This window comes from Staphylococcus sp. EG-SA-10, assembly GCF_017151945.1.
Lineage (GTDB): Bacteria > Bacillota > Bacilli > Staphylococcales > Staphylococcaceae > Staphylococcus > Staphylococcus aureus.
Map to the genome: position 1 here is coordinate 73,440 of NZ_JACVZJ010000003.1, position 18,360 is coordinate 91,799.

General features: G+C 31.9%; 19 protein-coding genes and 1 pseudogene. All 20 read left to right on the top strand.

What is annotated here, in order from left to right:
* Positions 1 to 32: 32 nt before the first annotated feature.
* The 20 genes and pseudogenes from IDG45_RS03850 (at position 33) to IDG45_RS03945 (ending at position 18,353) form a co-directional block, all read left to right on the top strand.
* Positions 33 to 989, top strand: a complete 957-nt coding sequence (locus IDG45_RS03850; protein WP_000934885.1) for a thymidylate synthase — start codon at positions 33 to 35, stop codon at positions 987 to 989.
* A 199-nt stretch (positions 990 to 1,188) separates the two neighbouring features.
* Positions 1,189 to 1,668 (top strand): dihydrofolate reductase, encoded by a 480-nt coding sequence (locus tag IDG45_RS03855; RefSeq protein WP_000175751.1) that lies wholly within the window; start codon positions 1,189 to 1,191, stop codon positions 1,666 to 1,668.
* 14 nt (positions 1,669 to 1,682) lie between these two features.
* The gene (fakB2, locus tag IDG45_RS03860; protein WP_000166049.1) at positions 1,683 to 2,522 is read left to right on the top strand and encodes a fatty acid kinase binding subunit FakB2; all 840 of its coding nucleotides are present in this window, start codon (positions 1,683 to 1,685) and stop codon (positions 2,520 to 2,522) included.
* 85 nt (positions 2,523 to 2,607) lie between these two features.
* Positions 2,608 to 3,141: a peptide-methionine (S)-S-oxide reductase MsrA gene (gene msrA / locus IDG45_RS03865; protein WP_000159902.1), complete on the top strand. Its 534-nt coding sequence runs from the start codon at positions 2,608 to 2,610 to the stop codon at positions 3,139 to 3,141.
* A complete protein-coding gene (gene msrB, locus IDG45_RS03870; RefSeq protein WP_000913322.1) occupies positions 3,134 to 3,562 on the top strand; it encodes a peptide-methionine (R)-S-oxide reductase MsrB in 429 nt (142 codons plus the stop codon). The genes msrA and msrB overlap by 8 nt, the downstream gene beginning before the upstream one ends.
* 11 nt (positions 3,563 to 3,573) lie before the next feature.
* On the top strand, positions 3,574 to 4,074 hold the full coding sequence (locus tag IDG45_RS03875; protein WP_000473654.1) for a PTS sugar transporter subunit IIA: 501 nt from the start codon (positions 3,574 to 3,576) through the stop codon (positions 4,072 to 4,074).
* Positions 4,074 to 4,295 (top strand): YozE family protein, encoded by a 222-nt coding sequence (locus IDG45_RS03880; protein WP_000801007.1) that lies wholly within the window; start codon positions 4,074 to 4,076, stop codon positions 4,293 to 4,295. The genes IDG45_RS03875 and IDG45_RS03880 overlap by 1 nt, the downstream gene beginning before the upstream one ends.
* Positions 4,296 to 4,485: 190 nt before the next feature.
* Entirely contained in the window at positions 4,486 to 5,976 is a 1,491-nt protein-coding gene (locus tag IDG45_RS03885; RefSeq protein ID WP_206171559.1) for a S41 family peptidase, read from the top strand.
* Positions 5,977 to 6,375: 399 nt separating this feature from the next.
* A complete protein-coding gene (locus IDG45_RS03890; RefSeq protein ID WP_000620194.1) occupies positions 6,376 to 6,885 on the top strand; it encodes a GNAT family N-acetyltransferase in 510 nt (169 codons plus the stop codon).
* Between the two features lie 11 nt (positions 6,886 to 6,896).
* Positions 6,897 to 7,967: an undecaprenyldiphospho-muramoylpentapeptide beta-N-acetylglucosaminyltransferase gene (gene murG / locus IDG45_RS03895; RefSeq protein ID WP_206171561.1), complete on the top strand. Its 1,071-nt coding sequence runs from the start codon at positions 6,897 to 6,899 to the stop codon at positions 7,965 to 7,967.
* 16 nt (positions 7,968 to 7,983) lie between these two features.
* A complete protein-coding gene (locus IDG45_RS03900) occupies positions 7,984 to 8,598 on the top strand; it encodes a phosphatase PAP2 family protein (RefSeq protein ID WP_000084773.1) in 615 nt (204 codons plus the stop codon).
* Between the two features lie 116 nt (positions 8,599 to 8,714).
* The gene (locus tag IDG45_RS03905; RefSeq protein WP_000184337.1) at positions 8,715 to 8,915 is read left to right on the top strand and encodes a hypothetical protein; all 201 of its coding nucleotides are present in this window, start codon (positions 8,715 to 8,717) and stop codon (positions 8,913 to 8,915) included.
* A gap of 76 nt (positions 8,916 to 8,991) precedes the next feature.
* Positions 8,992 to 9,124: pseudogene (locus tag IDG45_RS03910) on the top strand (hypothetical protein).
* A gap of 261 nt (positions 9,125 to 9,385) precedes the next feature.
* Complete coding sequence (gene arlR / locus IDG45_RS03915; protein ID WP_000192137.1) at positions 9,386 to 10,045, top strand: response regulator transcription factor ArlR; 660 nt, start codon at positions 9,386 to 9,388, stop codon at positions 10,043 to 10,045.
* Positions 10,042 to 11,397, top strand: coding sequence for a sensor histidine kinase ArlS (arlS, locus tag IDG45_RS03920; protein ID WP_000166793.1), 1,356 nt, complete (start codon positions 10,042 to 10,044; stop codon positions 11,395 to 11,397). The genes arlR and arlS overlap by 4 nt, the downstream gene beginning before the upstream one ends.
* A gap of 282 nt (positions 11,398 to 11,679) precedes the next feature.
* Positions 11,680 to 14,478, top strand: coding sequence for a 2-oxoglutarate dehydrogenase E1 component (locus tag IDG45_RS03925; RefSeq protein ID WP_042907770.1), 2,799 nt, complete (start codon positions 11,680 to 11,682; stop codon positions 14,476 to 14,478).
* Positions 14,479 to 14,491: 13 nt separating this feature from the next.
* Positions 14,492 to 15,760 (top strand): dihydrolipoyllysine-residue succinyltransferase, encoded by a 1,269-nt coding sequence (gene sucB, locus IDG45_RS03930; protein ID WP_001115434.1) that lies wholly within the window; start codon positions 14,492 to 14,494, stop codon positions 15,758 to 15,760.
* A 579-nt stretch (positions 15,761 to 16,339) separates the two neighbouring features.
* Positions 16,340 to 17,149 carry a VOC family protein gene (locus tag IDG45_RS03935; protein ID WP_000334507.1) on the top strand — a complete coding sequence of 270 codons (810 nt, stop codon included), beginning with the start codon at positions 16,340 to 16,342 and terminating at the stop codon, positions 17,147 to 17,149.
* Between the two features lie 28 nt (positions 17,150 to 17,177).
* Positions 17,178 to 17,381, top strand: coding sequence for a DUF6501 family protein (locus IDG45_RS03940; RefSeq protein ID WP_000902175.1), 204 nt, complete (start codon positions 17,178 to 17,180; stop codon positions 17,379 to 17,381).
* Positions 17,382 to 17,561: 180 nt separating this feature from the next.
* Positions 17,562 to 18,353: an ATP-binding protein gene (locus IDG45_RS03945; RefSeq protein ID WP_001185421.1), complete on the top strand. Its 792-nt coding sequence runs from the start codon at positions 17,562 to 17,564 to the stop codon at positions 18,351 to 18,353.
* The last annotated feature ends 7 nt before the right edge of the window (positions 18,354 to 18,360 follow it).

Sequence of the window (18,360 nt, forward strand, 5' to 3'; positions counted from 1 at the left end):
CTATAAATAATGAAAATGAGGTGTTATCGCATATGTTGAATTCATTTGATGCAGCATATCACAGTCTTTGTGAAGAAGTTTTAGAAATAGGAAATACACGAAATGATCGCACAAATACAGGTACGATTTCGAAATTTGGTCATCAACTTCGCTTTGACTTATCTAAAGGATTTCCACTATTAACGACAAAGAAAGTTTCTTTTAAATTAGTAGCAACCGAATTATTATGGTTCATTAAAGGTGATACAAATATCCAATACTTATTAAAATATAATAATAATATTTGGAACGAATGGGCTTTTGAAAATTATATCAAATCAGACGAGTATAAAGGTCCAGATATGACAGATTTCGGGCATCGTGCATTGAGTGATCCTGAATTTAACGAACAATATAAAGAACAGATGAAACAATTTAAGCAACGTATTCTTGAGGATGATACATTTGCGAAGCAATTCGGTGATTTAGGAAATGTTTATGGTAAACAATGGCGAGATTGGGTTGATAAAGATGGTAATCATTTTGATCAACTTAAAACAGTAATTGAGCAAATTAAGCATAATCCAGATTCAAGACGACACATCGTATCTGCATGGAATCCAACAGAAATTGACACAATGGCACTTCCGCCTTGTCATACCATGTTCCAGTTTTATGTCCAAGATGGTAAGTTAAGTTGCCAGTTATACCAACGTAGCGCAGATATCTTTTTAGGTGTGCCATTTAATATCGCAAGCTACGCTTTATTGACACACCTTATTGCCAAAGAATGTGGACTTGAAGTAGGAGAATTTGTGCATACTTTTGGAGATGCACATATTTATTCAAATCATATTGATGCGATTCAAACACAATTAGCACGTGAAAGCTTCAATCCTCCAACATTAAAAATTAACAGTGACAAGTCTATTTTTGACATAAATTATGAAGATTTAGAAATTGTTGACTATGAATCACATCCAGCAATAAAAGCTCCAATAGCAGTGTAGTCATTGCATAGTTAGCTAACTATATAGACATCAAAATGACATCATAGTATTTTCAAGTGCAAAAAAGTACTTTTTTGTGTTAAACGTTTTCATAAATTATGCAAAATCATTATTTCTATCACACTTTATGATAAAAATTGTGTTAAATTAAAGATAACTTAGTAATAAAAAATGAAATGATAGAAGAAGGAGGATAATCATGACTTTATCCATTCTAGTTGCACATGACTTGCAACGAGTAATTGGTTTTGAAAATCAATTACCTTGGCACCTACCAAATGATTTGAAGCATGTTAAAAAATTATCAACAGGTCATACTTTAGTAATGGGTCGTAAGACATTTGAATCGATTGGTAAACCACTACCGAATCGTCGAAATGTTGTACTTACTTCAGATACAAGTTTCAACGTAGAGGGCGTTGATGTAATTCATTCTATTGAAGATGTTTATCAACTACCGGGCCATGTTTTCATATTTGGAGGGCAAACATTATTTGAAGAAATGATTGATAAAGTGGACGACATGTATATTACTGTTATTGAAGGTAAATTCCGTGGTGATACGTTCTTTCCACCTTATACATTTGAAGACTGGGAAGTTGCCTCTTCAGTTGAAGGTAAACTAGATGAAAAAAATACAATTCCACATACCTTTCTACATTTAATTCGTAAAAAATAAGGGGGAAAATGACCATGACAAAACAGATTATAGTGACAGACTCAACATCCGATTTATCTAAAGAATATTTAGAAGCAAACAACATACATGTAATTCCTTTAAGTTTAACAATTGAAGGAGCTTCATACGTTGACCAAGTAGATATTACATCAGAAGAATTTATTAATCATATTGAAAATGATGAAGATGTAAAGACAAGTCAACCAGCCATAGGCGAATTTATATCTGCTTATGAAGAACTAGGAAAAGATGGCGCTGAAATCATAAGTATTCATCTTTCTTCAGGATTAAGTGGTACATTTAACACTGCTTACCAAGCAAGTCAAATGGTAGATGCTAATGTAACTGTTATTGATTCAAAATCTATTTCTTTTGGTTTAGGATATCAAATACAACACCTAGTAGAGCTTGTAAAAGAAGGTGTCTCAACTTCTGAAATAGTTAAAAAGTTAAATCATTTAAGAGAAAACATTAAATTATTTGTAGTTATAGGGCAATTGAATCAATTAATTAAAGGTGGCAGAATTAGTAAAACAAAAGGTTTGATTGGTAATCTTATGAAAATCAAACCAATTGGTACACTAGATGATGGTCGCTTAGAGCTTGTGCACAATGCGAGAACTCAAAATTCTAGTATCCAATACTTGAAAAAGGAAATTGCTGAATTTATAGGAGATCATGAAATCAAATCCGTTGGTGTCGCACATGCTAACGTTATTGAATATGTTGATAAATTGAAGAAAGTTTTTAATGAAGCTTTTCATGTGAATAATTACGATATAAATGTAACTACACCAGTTATTTCTGCACATACTGGTCAAGGTGCGATTGGCCTCGTAGTCCTTAAGAAGTAAATTTAATCTTTTCAGTGTTAATTACTTCCATTTCAATCCTTTATAGACTAAATTTATAATTAGATAGATAGAGGAGGTAATTCATATGACAAAAGAATATGCAACATTAGCAGGAGGATGTTTCTGGTGCATGGTTAAACCATTTACATCATATCCAGGCATCAAGTCAGTCGTATCTGGTTATAGTGGCGGTCATGTTGACAACCCAACTTATGAACAGGTATGTACGAATCAAACCGGCCATGTCGAAGCAGTACAAATTACGTTTGATCCAGAGGTTACTTCCTTTGAAAATATATTAGACATATATTTCAAAACATTTGACCCAACTGATGATCAAGGGCAATTTTTCGATAGAGGCGAAAGCTATCAACCAGTCATTTTCTATCATGATGAGCATCAGAAAAAGGCTGCTGAGTTTAAAAAGCAACAATTAAATGAACAAGGTATTTTCAAGAAACCAGTGATTACACCTATTAAACCATATAAAAATTTCTATCCAGCTGAAGACTACCATCAAGATTATTATAAAAAGAACCCGGTACATTATTACCAATATCAACGTGGTTCAGGTAGAAAAGCGTTTATAGAATCACATTGGGGGAATCAAAATGCTTAAAAAAGATAAAAGTGAACTAACAGACATAGAATATATTGTTACACAAGGAAATGGCACTGAACCACCATTTATGAATGAATATTGGAATCATTTTGCTAAAGGAATTTATGTAGATAAGATTTCTGGTAAACCTTTATTTACATCTGAAGAAAAGTTTCATTCTGAATGTGGATGGCCTAGCTTTTCCAAAGCGCTTGATGACGATGAAATTATAGAATTAGTCGACAAATCATTTGGTATGTTGAGAACTGAAGTGCGTTCAGAAGAATCAAATAGTCATTTAGGACATGTCTTTAATGATGGACCTAAAGAAAGTGGCGGCTTAAGATACTGTATCAATTCCGCTGCAATTCAATTTATTCCATATGAAAAATTAGAAGAATTGGGTTATGGCGATTTAATATCACATTTTGATAAGTAGGAGTGGAAAGTATGTTTAAAAAATTATTCGGAAAAGGCAAAGAAGTTCAGAAAGATATCGCAATTTATGCACCATTAACTGGAGAATACGTGAAAATTGAAGATATTCCAGATCCTGTATTCGCACAAAAAATGATGGGCGAAGGTTTTGGTATTAATCCAACTGAAGGAGAGGTTGTGTCTCCAATTGCAGGACGTGTTGACAATGTCTTTCCAACTAAGCATGCGATTGGTTTAAAAGCAGATAACGGATTAGAATTATTAGTTCATATCGGTTTAGACACAGTTCAATTAGACGGTGAAGGATTTGAAGTGTTAGTGTCTAGTGGTGACGAAGTTAACGTCGGAGATCCATTAGTAAGATTCAACCTTGAATATATTAATAATAATGCTAAATCTGTTATTTCACCAATTATTATTACTAACACAGATCAAGCGGCTTCAATTAATATTTATGATGAAAATGCTGTGATTAAAGGTGAAACAAAAGTGATTGATGTGACAATGAACTAATGAAAAACTATTCGTTTTATCAATTTGTCATGACAGTTCGTGGGCGACACGACGATAAAGGTCGTCTAGCAGAAGAGATATTTGACGATCTTGCTTTCCCAAAACACGATGATGATTTTAATATACTGTCTGATTATATTGAGACACATGGTGATTTCACATTGCCAATGTCTGTATTTGATGATTTATATGAAGAATATACGGAATGGCTAAAATTTTAATATAATTTTTATAATAATAGTTAGAACCAGGGTGATGCAAGTTGTTATCCTGGTTTTAATTTAAAATAAACTAAGTTGTGACTAAAAATTAATCAATTATAGTGAAATATGGTGCGCTATCTTGCATAAATTGATATGATTAACTACACAGAATTTAAAAGTACATAATACATAATAAGGAAGTGATACAATGGATGATAAGCAACAAACATCTTCATCCGATGATGAACGCGCTGAAATTGCAACAAGCAATCAAGACCAACAATCTAATTCATCGAAACGCGTTCACTTAAAACGTTGGCAATTCATATCAATTTTAATTGGTACAATCCTAATAACAGCTGTCATCACAGTTGTTGCATATATTTTTATAAATCAAAAAATAAGTGGTTTAAACAAAACTGATCAAGCAAACTTAAATAAAATTGAAAATGTGTATAAAATCTTAAATAGTGATTATTATAAAAAACAGAACTCTGACAAGTTGAGTAAAGCTGCAATTGATGGCATGGTCAAAGAATTAAAAGATCCTTATTCTGAATATTTAACAAAAGAACAAACTAAATCCTTTAATGAAGGTGTTTCAGGTGATTTTGTAGGTATTGGTGCAGAAATGCAAAAGAAAAATGATCAAATTATGGTTACTAGCCCTATGAAGGGTTCTCCAGCAGAACGTGCTGGCATCCGTCCTAAAGATGTCATTACTAAAGTAAATGGAAAATCAATTAAAGGTAAAGCATTAGATGAAGTTGTCAAAGATGTTCGTGGTAAAGAAAACACTGAAGTAACTTTAACTGTTCAACGAGGCAGTGAAGAAAAAGACGTTAAGATTAAACGTGAAAAAATTCATGTTAAAAGTGTTGAGTATAAGAAAAAAGGTAATGTTGGAGTTATTACTATTAATAAATTCCAGAATGATACATCAGGTGAATTGAAAGATGCAGTTCTTAAAGCTCACAAAGATGGTTTGAAAAAGATTGTTTTAGATTTAAGAAATAATCCAGGTGGACTACTAGATGAAGCTGTTAAAATGGCAAATATTTTTATCGATAAAGGAAAAACTGTTGTTAAACTAGAAAAAGGTAAAGATACTGAAGCAATTCAAACTTCTAATGATGCGTTAAAAGAAGCGAAAGACATGGATATATCCATCTTAGTGAATGAAGGTTCAGCTAGCGCTTCTGAAGTATTTACTGGTGCGCTAAAGGACTATAATAAAGCTAAAGTTTATGGGTCAAAAACATTCGGCAAAGGTGTCGTACAAACTACAAGAGAGTTTAAGGATGGTTCATTGTTAAAATATACTGAAATGAAATGGTTAACGCCAGATGGTCATTATATTCACGGTAAAGGCATTAAACCAGACGTTACTATTGACACACCTAAATATCAATCTTTAAATGTCATTCCTAATTCGAAAACATTTAAAGTTGGAGACGATGATAAAAATATTAAAACTATTAAAATTGGTTTATCAGCTTTAGGTTATAAAGTTGATAATGAATCAACGCAATTTGATCAAGCTTTAGGAAATCAAGTTAAAGCTTTCCAACAAGCGAATAAACTCGAGGTAACTGGTGAATTTAATAAAGAAACGAATAATAAATTTACTGAGTTATTAGTTGAAAAAGCTAATAAACATGATGATGTTCTCGATAAATTGATTAATATTTTAAAATAAGCGATACACACTACTAAAATTTTATTATTATTATGTTAATGACACGCTTCTTAAATTTGCAAAGGTAGCAATTTAAGAGGCGTGTTTATTTTTATTGACGTCTAACTCTAAAAGATATAAATTAGACATTTATAAATGATGTAAATAACGCAATTTCTATCATCGCTGTTAACAATTTATGCTTTAATATACTATGAGCATATACTTTTTAAATAGTATTATTCACTAGTTTTAACAATCAATTAATTGGTATATGATACTTTTATTGGTTATTTTTATCCCATAGTGTGATAATTACTATTTTTCATTCATAATAAAGGTTTAAAGCATGTTAATAGTGTGTAAGATTAACATGTACTGAAAAACATGTTTAACATAACGATATAAGGAGTGACGTACATGATCCGTCTAGGTAAAATGTCAGATTTAGATCAAATCTTAAATCTAGTAGAAGAAGCAAAAGAATTAATGAAAGAACACGACAACGAGCAATGGGACGATCAGTACCCTCTTTTAGAACATTTTGAAGAAGATATTGCTAAAGATTATTTGTACGTATTAGAGGAAAATGACAAAATTTATGGCTTTATTGTTGTCGACCAAGACCAAGCAGAATGGTATGATGACATTGACTGGCCAGTAAATAGAGAAGGTGCCTTTGTTATTCATCGATTAACTGGTTCGAAAGAATATAAAGGAGCTGCTACAGAATTATTCAATTATGTTATTGATGTAGTTAAAGCACGTGGTGCAGAAGTTATTTTAACGGACACCTTTGCGTTAAACAAACCTGCACAAGGTTTATTTGCCAAATTTGGATTTCATAAGGTCGGTGAACAATTAATGGAATATCCGCCATATGATAAAGGTGAACCATTTTATGCATATTATAAAAATTTAAAAGAATAGAGGTAATATTAATGACGAAAATCGCATTTACCGGAGGGGGAACAGTTGGACACGTATCAGTAAATTTAAGTTTAATTCCAACTGCATTATCACAAGGTTATGAAGCGCTTTATATTGGTTCTAAAAATGGTATTGAAAGAGAAATGATTGAATCACAACTACCAGAAATTAAGTATTATCCTATTTCGAGTGGTAAATTAAGAAGATATATTTCTTTAGAAAATGCCAAAGATGTATTTAAAGTATTGAAAGGTATTCTTGATGCTCGTAAAGTTTTGAAAAAAGAAAAACCTGATCTATTATTTTCAAAAGGTGGTTTTGTATCTGTGCCTGTTGTTATTGCAGCCAAATCATTAAATATACCAACTATTATTCATGAATCTGACTTAACACCAGGATTAGCGAATAAGATAGCACTTAAATTTGCCAAGAAAATATATACAACATTTGAAGAAACGCTAAACTACCTACCTAAAGAGAAAGTTGATTTTATTGGAGCAACAATTCGAGAAGATTTAAAAAATGGTAATGCACATAATGGTTATCAATTAACAGGCTTTAATGAAAATAAAAAAGTTTTACTCGTTATGGGTGGAAGTTTAGGAAGTAAAAAATTAAATAGCATTATTCGCGAAAACTTAGATGCATTATTACAACAATATCAAGTGATACATTTAACTGGTAAAGGATTAAAAGATGCTCAAGTTAAAAAATCAGGATATATACAATATGAATTTGTTAAAGAGGATTTAACAGATTTATTAGCAATTACGGACACAGTAATAAGTAGAGCAGGATCAAATGCGATTTATGAGTTCTTAACATTACGTATACCAATGTTATTAGTACCATTAGGTTTAGATCAATCCCGAGGCGATCAAATTGACAATGCAAATCATTTTGCTGATAAAGGTTATGCTAAAGCGATTGATGAAGAACAATTAACAGCACAAATTTTATTACAAGAACTAAATGAAATGGAACAAGAAAGAACTCGAATTATCAATAATATGAAATCGTATGAACAAAGTTATACGAAAGAAGCTTTATTTGATAAGATGATTAAAGACGCATTGAATTAATGGGGGGTAATGCTTTATGAGTCAATGGAAACGTATCTCTTTGCTCATCGTTTTTACATTGGTTTTTGGAATTATCGCGTTTTTCCACGAATCAAGACTAGGGAAATGGATTGATAATGAAGTTTATGAATTTATATATTCATCAGAGAGCTTTATTACGACATCTATCATGCTTGGGGCTACTAAAGTAGGTGAAGTCTGGGCAATGTTATGTATTTCATTACTTCTTGTGGCATATCTCATGTTAAAGCGCCACAAAATTGAAGCATTATTTTTTGCATTAACAATGGCATTATCTGGAATTTTGAATCCAGCATTAAAAAATATATTCGATAGAGAAAGACCTACATTGCTGCGTTTAATTGATATAACAGGATTTAGTTTTCCTAGCGGTCATGCTATGGGATCAACTGCATATTTTGGAAGTGGTATCTATCTGTTAAATCGATTAAATCAAGGTAATTCAAAAGGTATTCTTATAGGGTTATGTGCAGCTATGATTTTATTGATTTCTATATCACGTGTATATCTAGGTGTACATTATCCAACAGATATTATTGCCGGCATCATTGGTGGCGTATTTTGCATTATTTTATCAACGTTATTACTTAGAAATAAATTAATCAATTAAATAGTAAAAAAACAAAAGCAGTAAACCTAAAGTGTCGTAAGGGTTTACTGCTTTTATAAAACGTTGTTATAACGTATATTGTCTTTTACGGGCATATAAAAGGGGAATATTTGAAAATGACCAATCCAACAAGAACGAAACGTTGTGGGGGGGATGTTCTATGTGGTATTGATAATCATTTTCAACTACTATTATACATTAGTGAGAATCATTGTCAATTAGAAACTAAAACTTTTTTTGAATATTTTTTAAGAATAGTAAATAAAACGCATGATTACGCTATTTTAGAAAATAAAAAAATTTGTATTTCTCAGTAGAATTAGAATATTTAAAACTGATGAAGCTTAAAAATTATATTGTTTACATACTCCTTTTGAATTCATACATTAAGAAATGTTACTTGCAAGTTCAAAATCGCACATTGAAATGATGTGTGAAAATGTTTAAACTACGGTCATTTTGTGAAAATAAAGATAATAACTATTCATTTTACATTAGTGAAAAGTCAGTATACGACAACAATTGATATTGCGGTAAGACCTTGTGTTACAGTATTCTATATTTAAGTACTGCAATCAGAAATAACAGAATTCCATTAACTGATTATTAAATATTTGAGTTAATAAATAATTAATGATTGTAGCTTGAAAATTTTAAAACATGGTTATTGATTTGTGATAAAATTTAAACGTAAACAAACTAATTTAAAAAGCAACTATTGTATAGAAAAATACAAAATTTAAAATATATTACCTTATTAGAAAAAGTCGTAATATGAGGTGTACAAATGACGCAAATTTTAATAGTAGAAGATGAACAAAACTTAGCAAGATTTCTTGAATTGGAACTCACACATGAAAATTACAATGTGGACACAGAGTATGATGGACAAGACGGTTTAGATAAAGCGCTTAGCCATTACTATGATTTAATCATATTAGATTTAATGTTGCCGTCAATTAATGGCTTAGAAATTTGTCGCAAAATTAGACAACAACAATCTACACCTATCATTATAATTACAGCGAAAAGTGATACGTATGACAAAGTTGCTGGGCTTGATTACGGTGCAGACGATTATATAGTGAAACCATTTGATATTGAAGAACTTTTAGCAAGAATACGTGCGATATTACGTCGTCAGCCACAAAAAGATATTATCGATGTCAACGGTATTACAATTGATAAGAATGCTTTTAAAGTGACGGTAAATGGTGCAGAAATTGAATTAACAAAAACAGAGTATGATTTACTATATCTTCTAGCTGAAAATAAAAACCATGTTATGCAACGGGAACAAATTTTAAATCATGTATGGGGTTATAATAGTGAAGTAGAAACAAATGTCGTAGATGTTTATATAAGATATTTACGAAACAAGTTAAAACCATACGATCGTGACAAAATGATTGAAACAGTTCGTGGCGTTGGGTATGTGATACGATGACAAAACGTAAATTGCGCAATAACTGGATTATTGTTACCACGATGATTACGTTTGTCACGATATTTTTATTTTGTTTAATTATTATCTTTTTCTTAAAAGATACACTGCATAATAGTGAGCTTGATGATGCAGAACGAAGCTCAAGCGATATTAATAATTTATTTCATTCTAAGCCTGTTAAAGATATATCTGCATTAGACTTGAATGCATCTTTAGGTAATTTTCAAGAGATTATTATTTATGATGAGCATAATAATAAATTATTTGAGACATCGAATGATAACACAGTGAGAGTTGAACCAGGTTATGAACACCGGTATTTTGACCGCGTAATAAAAAAGCGTTATAAAGGCATTGATTATTTAATTATTAAAGAACCAATCACAACGCAAGATTTCAAAGGGTATAGCTTGTTAATTCATTCACTAGAAAATTATGATAACATTGTAAAATCATTGTATATCATTGCGCTCGCATTTGGAGTGATTGCAACAATTATAACTGCCACAATCAGTTATGTATTTTCAACTCAAATTACTAAACCGCTTGTCAGTTTATCAAATAAAATGATTGAGATTCGACGAGATGGTTTTCAAAATAAATTGCAATTAAATACAAATTATGAAGAAATAGATAATTTAGCAAATACGTTTAATGAGATGATGAGCCAAATTGAAGAATCATTTAATCAACAAAGACAATTTGTTGAAGATGCGTCACATGAATTACGAACACCATTACAAATTATTCAAGGTCATTTAAATTTGATTCAGCGATGGGGAAAAAAAGACCCAGCAGTATTAGAAGAATCGTTAAATATTTCTATTGAAGAAATGAATCGTATCATAAAGTTAGTCGAAGAATTACTTGAATTGACTAAAGGAGATGTAAATGACATTTCTTCTGAAGCGCAGACCGTGCATATTAATGATGAAATTCGCTCGCGAATACACTCATTAAAACAATTGCATCCTGATTATCAATTTGATACGGATCTGACATCTAAAAATCTAGAAATTAAAATGAAACCTCATCAATTCGAACAATTATTTTTAATCTTTATTGATAATGCAATTAAATATGATGTGAAGAATAAGAAAATTAAAGTTAAGACAAGGTTAAAAAATAAGCAAAAAATAATTGAAATTACAGATCATGGAATTGGTATTCCAGAGGAAGATCAAGATTTCATTTTTGATCGCTTTTATCGAGTGGATAAATCTCGTTCAAGAAGTCAAGGCGGTAATGGACTCGGATTATCTATTGCGCAAAAAATCATTCAATTAAACGGTGGATCGATTAAAATTAAAAGTGAAATTAACAAAGGAACAACGTTTAAAATCATATTTTAATCATGTCTGAGACGTCAATTAAAGTCATAGGATTAATTTTTAAGTACACATTAGCTGTGACTAATGTATAAGAACGACTATAAAACAAATAAACAATGGTTCTTTATCATTTCTGTTGTACTCCCAAAATTTACAATAAAATACATCTATAAACCTAGAAGAATCAACGCTTTTGTTGATTCTTCTTTTTAGCAGATAAATAGGTAAATCTACTTTAACAAATAACTAAATAGTGATATTATTACATTGTAAGCGTTTCAACATTTTTGTGGAGGGTGTAAAATGACTAACGAAAGAAAAGAAGTTTCAGAGGCTCCTGTAAACTTCGGTGCGAATTTAGGTCTAATGTTAGATCTATATGATGACTTTTTACAAGATCCATCATCTGTACCAGAAGATTTACAAGTCTTATTCAGCACAATTAAGAATGATGACTCAATTGTACCAGCTTTAAAAAGTACAAGTAGTCAAAATAGCGACGGCACAATTAAGCGTGTCATGCGTTTAATTGATAATATTCGCCAATACGGGCATCTTAAAGCCGATATTTATCCTGTAAATCCTCCGAAAAGGAAACATGTACCTAAATTAGAGATTGAAGACTTTGATTTAGATCAACAGACTTTGGAAGGTATATCAGCAGGAATTGTTTCAGATCACTTTGCCGACATTTATGATAATGCTTATGAAGCAATTTTAAGAATGGAAAAACGTTACAAAGGACCGATTGCATTTGAGTATACGCATATTAATAACAATACTGAACGTGGTTGGTTAAAAAGAAGAATTGAAACGCCATATAAAGTAACGTTAAATAATAACGAAAAAAGGGAACTATTCAAACAATTAGCGTATGTTGAAGGGTTTGAAAAATATCTTCATAAAAACTTCGTTGGTGCAAAGCGTTTTTCAATTGAAGGGGTAGACGCACTTGTACCGATGTTACAACGTACTATTACGATTGCTGCGAAAGAAGGTATTAAAAATATACAAATAGGCATGGCTCACCGTGGACGTTTAAACGTTTTAACGCATGTCTTAGAAAAACCGTACGAAATGATGATTTCAGAATTTATGCATACAGATCCAATGAAATTCTTACCTGAAGATGGTAGCTTGCAGTTAACTGCTGGATGGACTGGTGATGTGAAATATCACCTTGGTGGCATTAAAACTACTGATTCATACGGTACAATGCAGCGTATTGCACTGGCTAACAATCCAAGTCACTTGGAAATTGTTGCACCTGTAGTTGAAGGTCGTACAAGAGCAGCACAAGATGATACACATCGTGCTGGGGCTCCGACGACTGATCATCATAAAGCAATGCCAATTATTATACACGGCGATGCTGCTTATCCTGGTCAAGGAATTAACTTCGAAACAATGAACTTAGGAAACTTGAAAGGCTATTCTACGGGTGGCTCATTGCATATTATTACTAACAATAGAATTGGATTTACTACAGAACCAATTGATGCACGTTCAACAACTTATTCTACAGATGTGGCCAAAGGTTATGATGTGCCAATATTCCATGTCAATGCTGATGACGTTGAAGCTACTATTGAAGCAATTGATATTGCAATGGAATTTAGAAAAGAGTTTCATAAAGACGTCGTTATTGATTTAGTAGGTTATCGTCGTTTCGGACATAACGAAATGGATGAACCATCAATTACTAATCCAGTTCCTTATCAGAATATTCGCAAACATGATTCTGTTGAATATGTGTTTGGTAAAAAGCTTGTTAATGAAGGTGTCATTTCAGAAGATGAAATGCATTCATTTATAGAACAAGTCCAAAAGGAACTAAGACAAGCTCATGATAAAATTAATAAAGCTGATAAAATGGATAATCCAGATATGGAAAAACCTGCAGAACTTGCATTACCGTTACAAGCAGACGAACAATCATTTACGTTTGATCACTTGAAAGAAATAAATGATGCATTGTTAACATATCCGGATGGCTTTAACATTTTGAAAAAGTTAAACAAAGTTCTTGAGAAGCGTCATGAGCCGTTTAATAAAGAAGATGGTTTAGTTGATTGGGCACAAGCAGAACAACTTGCATTTGCGACAATTTTACAAGATGGTACACCGATTCGCTTAACTGGTCAAGATAGTGAACGTGGTACATTCAGTCATAGGCATGCCGTGTTACATGATGAGCAAACAGGTGAGACATATACACCTTTACATCATGTTCCTGATCAAAAAGCGACATTTGATATACACAATTCTCCGCTTTCAGAAGCAGCAGTAGTTGGTTTTGAATACGGTTATAATGTGGAAAACAAAAAAAGCTTCAATATTTGGGAAGCACAATATGGTGATTTTGCAAATATGTCACAAATGATTTTTGACAACTTCTTATTCAGTTCTCGCTCAAAATGGGGAGAACGTTCAGGATTAACATTATTCTTACCTCATGCATATGAGGGTCAAGGGCCTGAACATTCATCAGCAAGATTAGAGAGATTTTTACAATTAGCTGCTGAAAATAATTGCACAGTTGTCAACTTATCTAGTTCAAGTAATTATTTCCACTTATTGCGTGCACAAGCGGCTAGTTTAGATTCTGAACAAATGCGACCATTGGTTGTTATGTCGCCAAAAAGCTTGCTGAGAAATAAAACAGTTGCAAAACCAATTGATGAATTTACTTCTGGTGGATTTGAGCCAATTTTGACAGAATCATATCAAGCGGATAAGGTTACAAAAGTTATTTTAGCAACTGGTAAAATGTTCATTGATTTAAAAGAAGCATTAGCTAAAAATCCAGACGAATCAGTTTTACTCGTTGCGATTGAAAGATTGTATCCATTCCCAGAGGAAGAGATTGAAGCATTACTAGCACAATTGCCAAACCTTGAAGAAGTGTCATGGGTACAAGAAGAACCTAAAAATCAAGGTGCCTGGTTATATGTTTATCCATATGTTAAAGTGCTAGTTGCAGATAAATATGATTTAAGTTATCATGGCAGAGTTCAAAGGGCTGCTCCAGCTGAAGGCGATGGAGAAATTCATAAACTTGTTCAAAATAAAATTATAGAAAATGCATTAAAAAATAACTAGGGGGAAATAAGTCATGCCAGAGGTTAAAGTTCCAGAATTAGCAGAATCTATTACAGAAGGTACCATTGCAGAATGGTTGAAAAACGTAGGGGATAGCGTAGAAAAAGGTGAAGCTATTCTTGAATTAGAAACTGATAAAGTTAATGTCGAAGTTGTATCTGAAGAAGCAGGTGAATTATCTGAACAACTTGCCAGTGAAGGCGACACTGTAGAAGTTGGACAAGCAATTGCTGTCATCGGCGAAGGTAGTGGCAATGCTTCTAAAGAAAATAGTAACGACAATACTCCACAACAAAATGAAGAAACAAATAATAAAAAAGAAGAAACAACAAATAAATCGGCAGATAATGCTGAAGTCAATCAAACAAATGATGACAATCAGCAGCGTGTTAATGCTACACCTTCTGCGCGTCGATATGCTCGTGAAAATGGTGTGAATCTTGCTGAAGTAAGTCCGAAAACAAATGATGTTGTTCGTAAAGAAGATATTGATAAGAAACAACAGGCACCGGCATCAACACAAACAACACAACAAGCACCTGCAAAAGAAGAGAAAAAATACAATCAATATCCTACAAAACCAGTGATTCGTGAAAAAATGTCACGCAGAAAGAAAACAGCTGCTAAAAAATTATTAGAGGTATCTAATAATACAGCTATGTTAACAACTTTTAACGAAGTTGACATGACAAATGTTATGGAATTGCGTAAACGTAAGAAAGAACAATTTATGAAAGATCATGATGGTACTAAATTAGGATTTATGTCATTCTTTACTAAAGCTTCTGTAGCAGCTTTGAAAAAGTATCCAGAAGTTAATGCAGAAATCGACGGCGACGACATGATTACGAAACAATATTATGATATTGGTGTAGCTGTTTCTACAGATGATGGATTATTAGTACCATTCGTAAGAGATTGTGATAAAAAGAATTTTGCAGAAATCGAAGCAGAAATTGCTAATTTAGCAGTTAAAGCACGAGAGAAAAAACTTGGCTTAGATGATATGGTTAATGGTTCATTTACGATTACAAATGGCGGTATTTTTGGATCAATGATGAGTACGCCAATTATCAATGGTAATCAAGCTGCAATCTTAGGCATGCATTCAATTATTACAAGACCAATTGCGATTGATCAAGAAACAATCGAAAATCGTCCAATGATGTATATTGCATTAAGCTATGATCATAGAATTATTGACGGTAAAGAAGCAGTTGGATTCTTAAAAACAATTAAAGAATTAATTGAAAACCCAGAAGACTTATTATTAGAATCTTAATCCACAACACAAAATAGTTTACTATTCCTAAAAACGGGATTAAATCAATAACAAACAGCAGTAAGATTATTTTCTAGTCGAAATATCTTACTGCTGTACTTTATTTTTATAATGCTTCGTATTAAAATGTCAGTTTAATTTTGACTACTTAAAAAATATATCATTTCTATTGAAATAGACTCACAATAGAAATATAGGTAGAATAGCGTGTTTCAATATGCTAATGAAATCATTTTAGATAATAACAAGCGATGAAATTTATGAATTCTATAAGCGCCTTTAGTTAATTTAAAATCATCTGAACAAGATGTACATTCACTTTATGGACACGACATATATATGTTTTTCATGTACTACAAAAAACGAAATATTCAATTGCTATATACAGATACTGATTAATGACACACTCAATAGCAACCATAACAATATTATGTTACCTATTTAAATGAAATAGTTCTTTTAAAGAAATACATTTTTCACATATTAATCTATAATCAAAATCAACTGACTGATATTCTATAATTTATGATTAAAATAAGTTATAATATAAAAGTAAAGATAAAGATAGAGGTGGCTATAATGTGTGGACTTAGAAGTATAACATTAGGTACAACAAATATAGAACAGACAAAACATTTCATGGTTGACATATTAGGATTAAATTGTGAAGAACTTCTTGAAAACTCAATTCGTTTCGGCGATGCAGATATAAGCCCAGGAACAAGACTTCAATTTATACAAGTTCCAAGTGAGCAATTAGAAGAATCTCACTTTGTGGGTATTGGATTACGTACACCAACTGACTCAGGTTTAGAGGAGTATGCGGAAATATTATCGAGTAAGGATATTCCATTTACAACAGTTAAAGAATTAAATGGCAATAAATATTTCAGTCTCGAAGATAACAATGGTCATATTTTCTCAATATATTCAAACGAGAATAATTATGGCGTTGGTTTAGGCATGCCTTCTTTCGAAAGTGCGGTCAATCCGTTACATCAAGTGCAAGGTTTAGGACCAGTGATTCTTAAAGTGAATCATGTAGATATTACAGGTCAAATTTTAACAAATATATTCGGACTTGAAGTATTTGCAGAATACCAACCCTTCGACAATGCTGACTATCATGTCCAAGTATTCAAAATTGGAACGGGTGGTCTAGGTGGCGAAATACATTTAATGCCTGTAGAAACCGAAATGACAATGCCGGAATATGGCGCAGTCGATCAAGTTGAGTTTGAAACGAAAGATGCAGATTTCTTTAATCAAGCGAAATCGCGCTTAGATGAAGTGGAAATACCATATCAAACGCTTGAGCAAGATGATATTGAATCAATTAGAATTACTGAAAACAGTGGATTATCGTTTATATTCACTTTACAAAAATAATTTTTTTACGATAGTGAGGACAAAATTTATGTTACATGAAACTTGGAAAGAACGTACACCAATCAAGAAAGTAGAAGTCATTAATACAGATGCAAAGAAATTTACAGTTTCTGACATGTTAACTGTAGGCAAACAATATGATGTTATCAACGAAACTGAAGAATATTATCAAATAATAGATAATTCAGGATTAGTTGGCGGTTACTATAAAACATATTTCAAAGAAGTTTAAACACATAATTATTGAAATGAAGCCTAATATGAGATTTTCAATTAGTAAATTTGGTAAAATATAAACAATTCGCATACTAAGCATTGCGTTTTATATCAGAATAGAATAGTAAACTAAGGCATTTGGAGAACTTATTCCATGTCTTAGTTTTTTAATTTATTTAAAGGAGAACGTTTTAAAATGGCACTAAAACATTATAAGAATTCAGATTCAACAGTTTTCAATGATGCGAAGGCATTATTCGATTTAAATAAAAATATTTTACTTAAAGGTCCAACAGGTTCAGGGAAAACGAAGTTGGCAGAAACATTAAGTGAAGTTGTTGATACACCCATGCATCAAGTCAACTGTTCTGTTGATTTAGATACAGAAAGCTTATTAGGCTTTAAAACAATTAAAACAAATGCGGAAGGACAACAAGAAATTGTCTTTGTAGATGGTCCAGTTATTAAAGCTATGAAAGAGGGGCATATTTTATATATTGATGAAATAAATATGGCTAAACCTGAAACATTGCCTGTATTAAATGGGGTCTTAGATTATCGTCGTCAAATTACGAATCCATACACTGGTGAAGTAATCAAAGCTGTACCAGGTTTTAACGTTATAGCAGCGATAAATGAAGGTTATGTTGGTACATTGCCAATGAATGAAGCACTAAAAAATCGCTTTGTTGTTATTCACGTTGACTATATTGATGGGGACATTTTAAAAAATGTGATTAAAGAGCAAAGTTTATTACAAGATGATAAACAAATCGAACAAATTATTAAGTTTAACGAAGATTTACGTACTATGTCTAAGCAGGGACAAATTTCTGAAGAAGCCGCTAGTATCCGTGCATTATTAGACTTGTGTGATTTAATCACTGTAATGCCAGTTGAACGTGCAATTAAACGTACAATTATTGATAAATTGGAAGATGAACGTGAACAACAAGCAATATATAATGCTGTAGAACTAAACTTTTAAAGAGGGA

Coding starts and splice junctions, on each gene's coding strand:
- msrA (WP_000159902.1), top strand. CDS start 2,608: ATGACAAAAGAATATGCAACATTAGCAGGAGGATGTTTCTGGTGCATG.
- IDG45_RS03905 (WP_000184337.1), top strand. CDS start 8,715: ATGACCAATCCAACAAGAACGAAACGTTGTGGGGGGGATGTTCTATGT.
- arlS (WP_000166793.1), top strand. CDS start 10,042: ATGACAAAACGTAAATTGCGCAATAACTGGATTATTGTTACCACGATG.
- murG (WP_206171561.1), top strand. CDS start 6,897: ATGACGAAAATCGCATTTACCGGAGGGGGAACAGTTGGACACGTATCA.
- IDG45_RS03925 (WP_042907770.1), top strand. CDS start 11,680: ATGACTAACGAAAGAAAAGAAGTTTCAGAGGCTCCTGTAAACTTCGGT.
- arlR (WP_000192137.1), top strand. CDS start 9,386: ATGACGCAAATTTTAATAGTAGAAGATGAACAAAACTTAGCAAGATTT.
- sucB (WP_001115434.1), top strand. CDS start 14,492: ATGCCAGAGGTTAAAGTTCCAGAATTAGCAGAATCTATTACAGAAGGT.
- IDG45_RS03935 (WP_000334507.1), top strand. CDS start 16,340: ATGTGTGGACTTAGAAGTATAACATTAGGTACAACAAATATAGAACAG.
- IDG45_RS03940 (WP_000902175.1), top strand. CDS start 17,178: ATGTTACATGAAACTTGGAAAGAACGTACACCAATCAAGAAAGTAGAA.
- IDG45_RS03850 (WP_000934885.1), top strand. CDS start 33: ATGTTGAATTCATTTGATGCAGCATATCACAGTCTTTGTGAAGAAGTT.
- IDG45_RS03945 (WP_001185421.1), top strand. CDS start 17,562: ATGGCACTAAAACATTATAAGAATTCAGATTCAACAGTTTTCAATGAT.
- IDG45_RS03890 (WP_000620194.1), top strand. CDS start 6,376: ATGATCCGTCTAGGTAAAATGTCAGATTTAGATCAAATCTTAAATCTA.
- IDG45_RS03855 (WP_000175751.1), top strand. CDS start 1,189: ATGACTTTATCCATTCTAGTTGCACATGACTTGCAACGAGTAATTGGT.
- IDG45_RS03885 (WP_206171559.1), top strand. CDS start 4,486: ATGGATGATAAGCAACAAACATCTTCATCCGATGATGAACGCGCTGAA.
- IDG45_RS03900 (WP_000084773.1), top strand. CDS start 7,984: ATGAGTCAATGGAAACGTATCTCTTTGCTCATCGTTTTTACATTGGTT.
- fakB2 (WP_000166049.1), top strand. CDS start 1,683: ATGACAAAACAGATTATAGTGACAGACTCAACATCCGATTTATCTAAA.
- IDG45_RS03880 (WP_000801007.1), top strand. CDS start 4,074: ATGAAAAACTATTCGTTTTATCAATTTGTCATGACAGTTCGTGGGCGA.
- msrB (WP_000913322.1), top strand. CDS start 3,134: ATGCTTAAAAAAGATAAAAGTGAACTAACAGACATAGAATATATTGTT.
- IDG45_RS03875 (WP_000473654.1), top strand. CDS start 3,574: ATGTTTAAAAAATTATTCGGAAAAGGCAAAGAAGTTCAGAAAGATATC.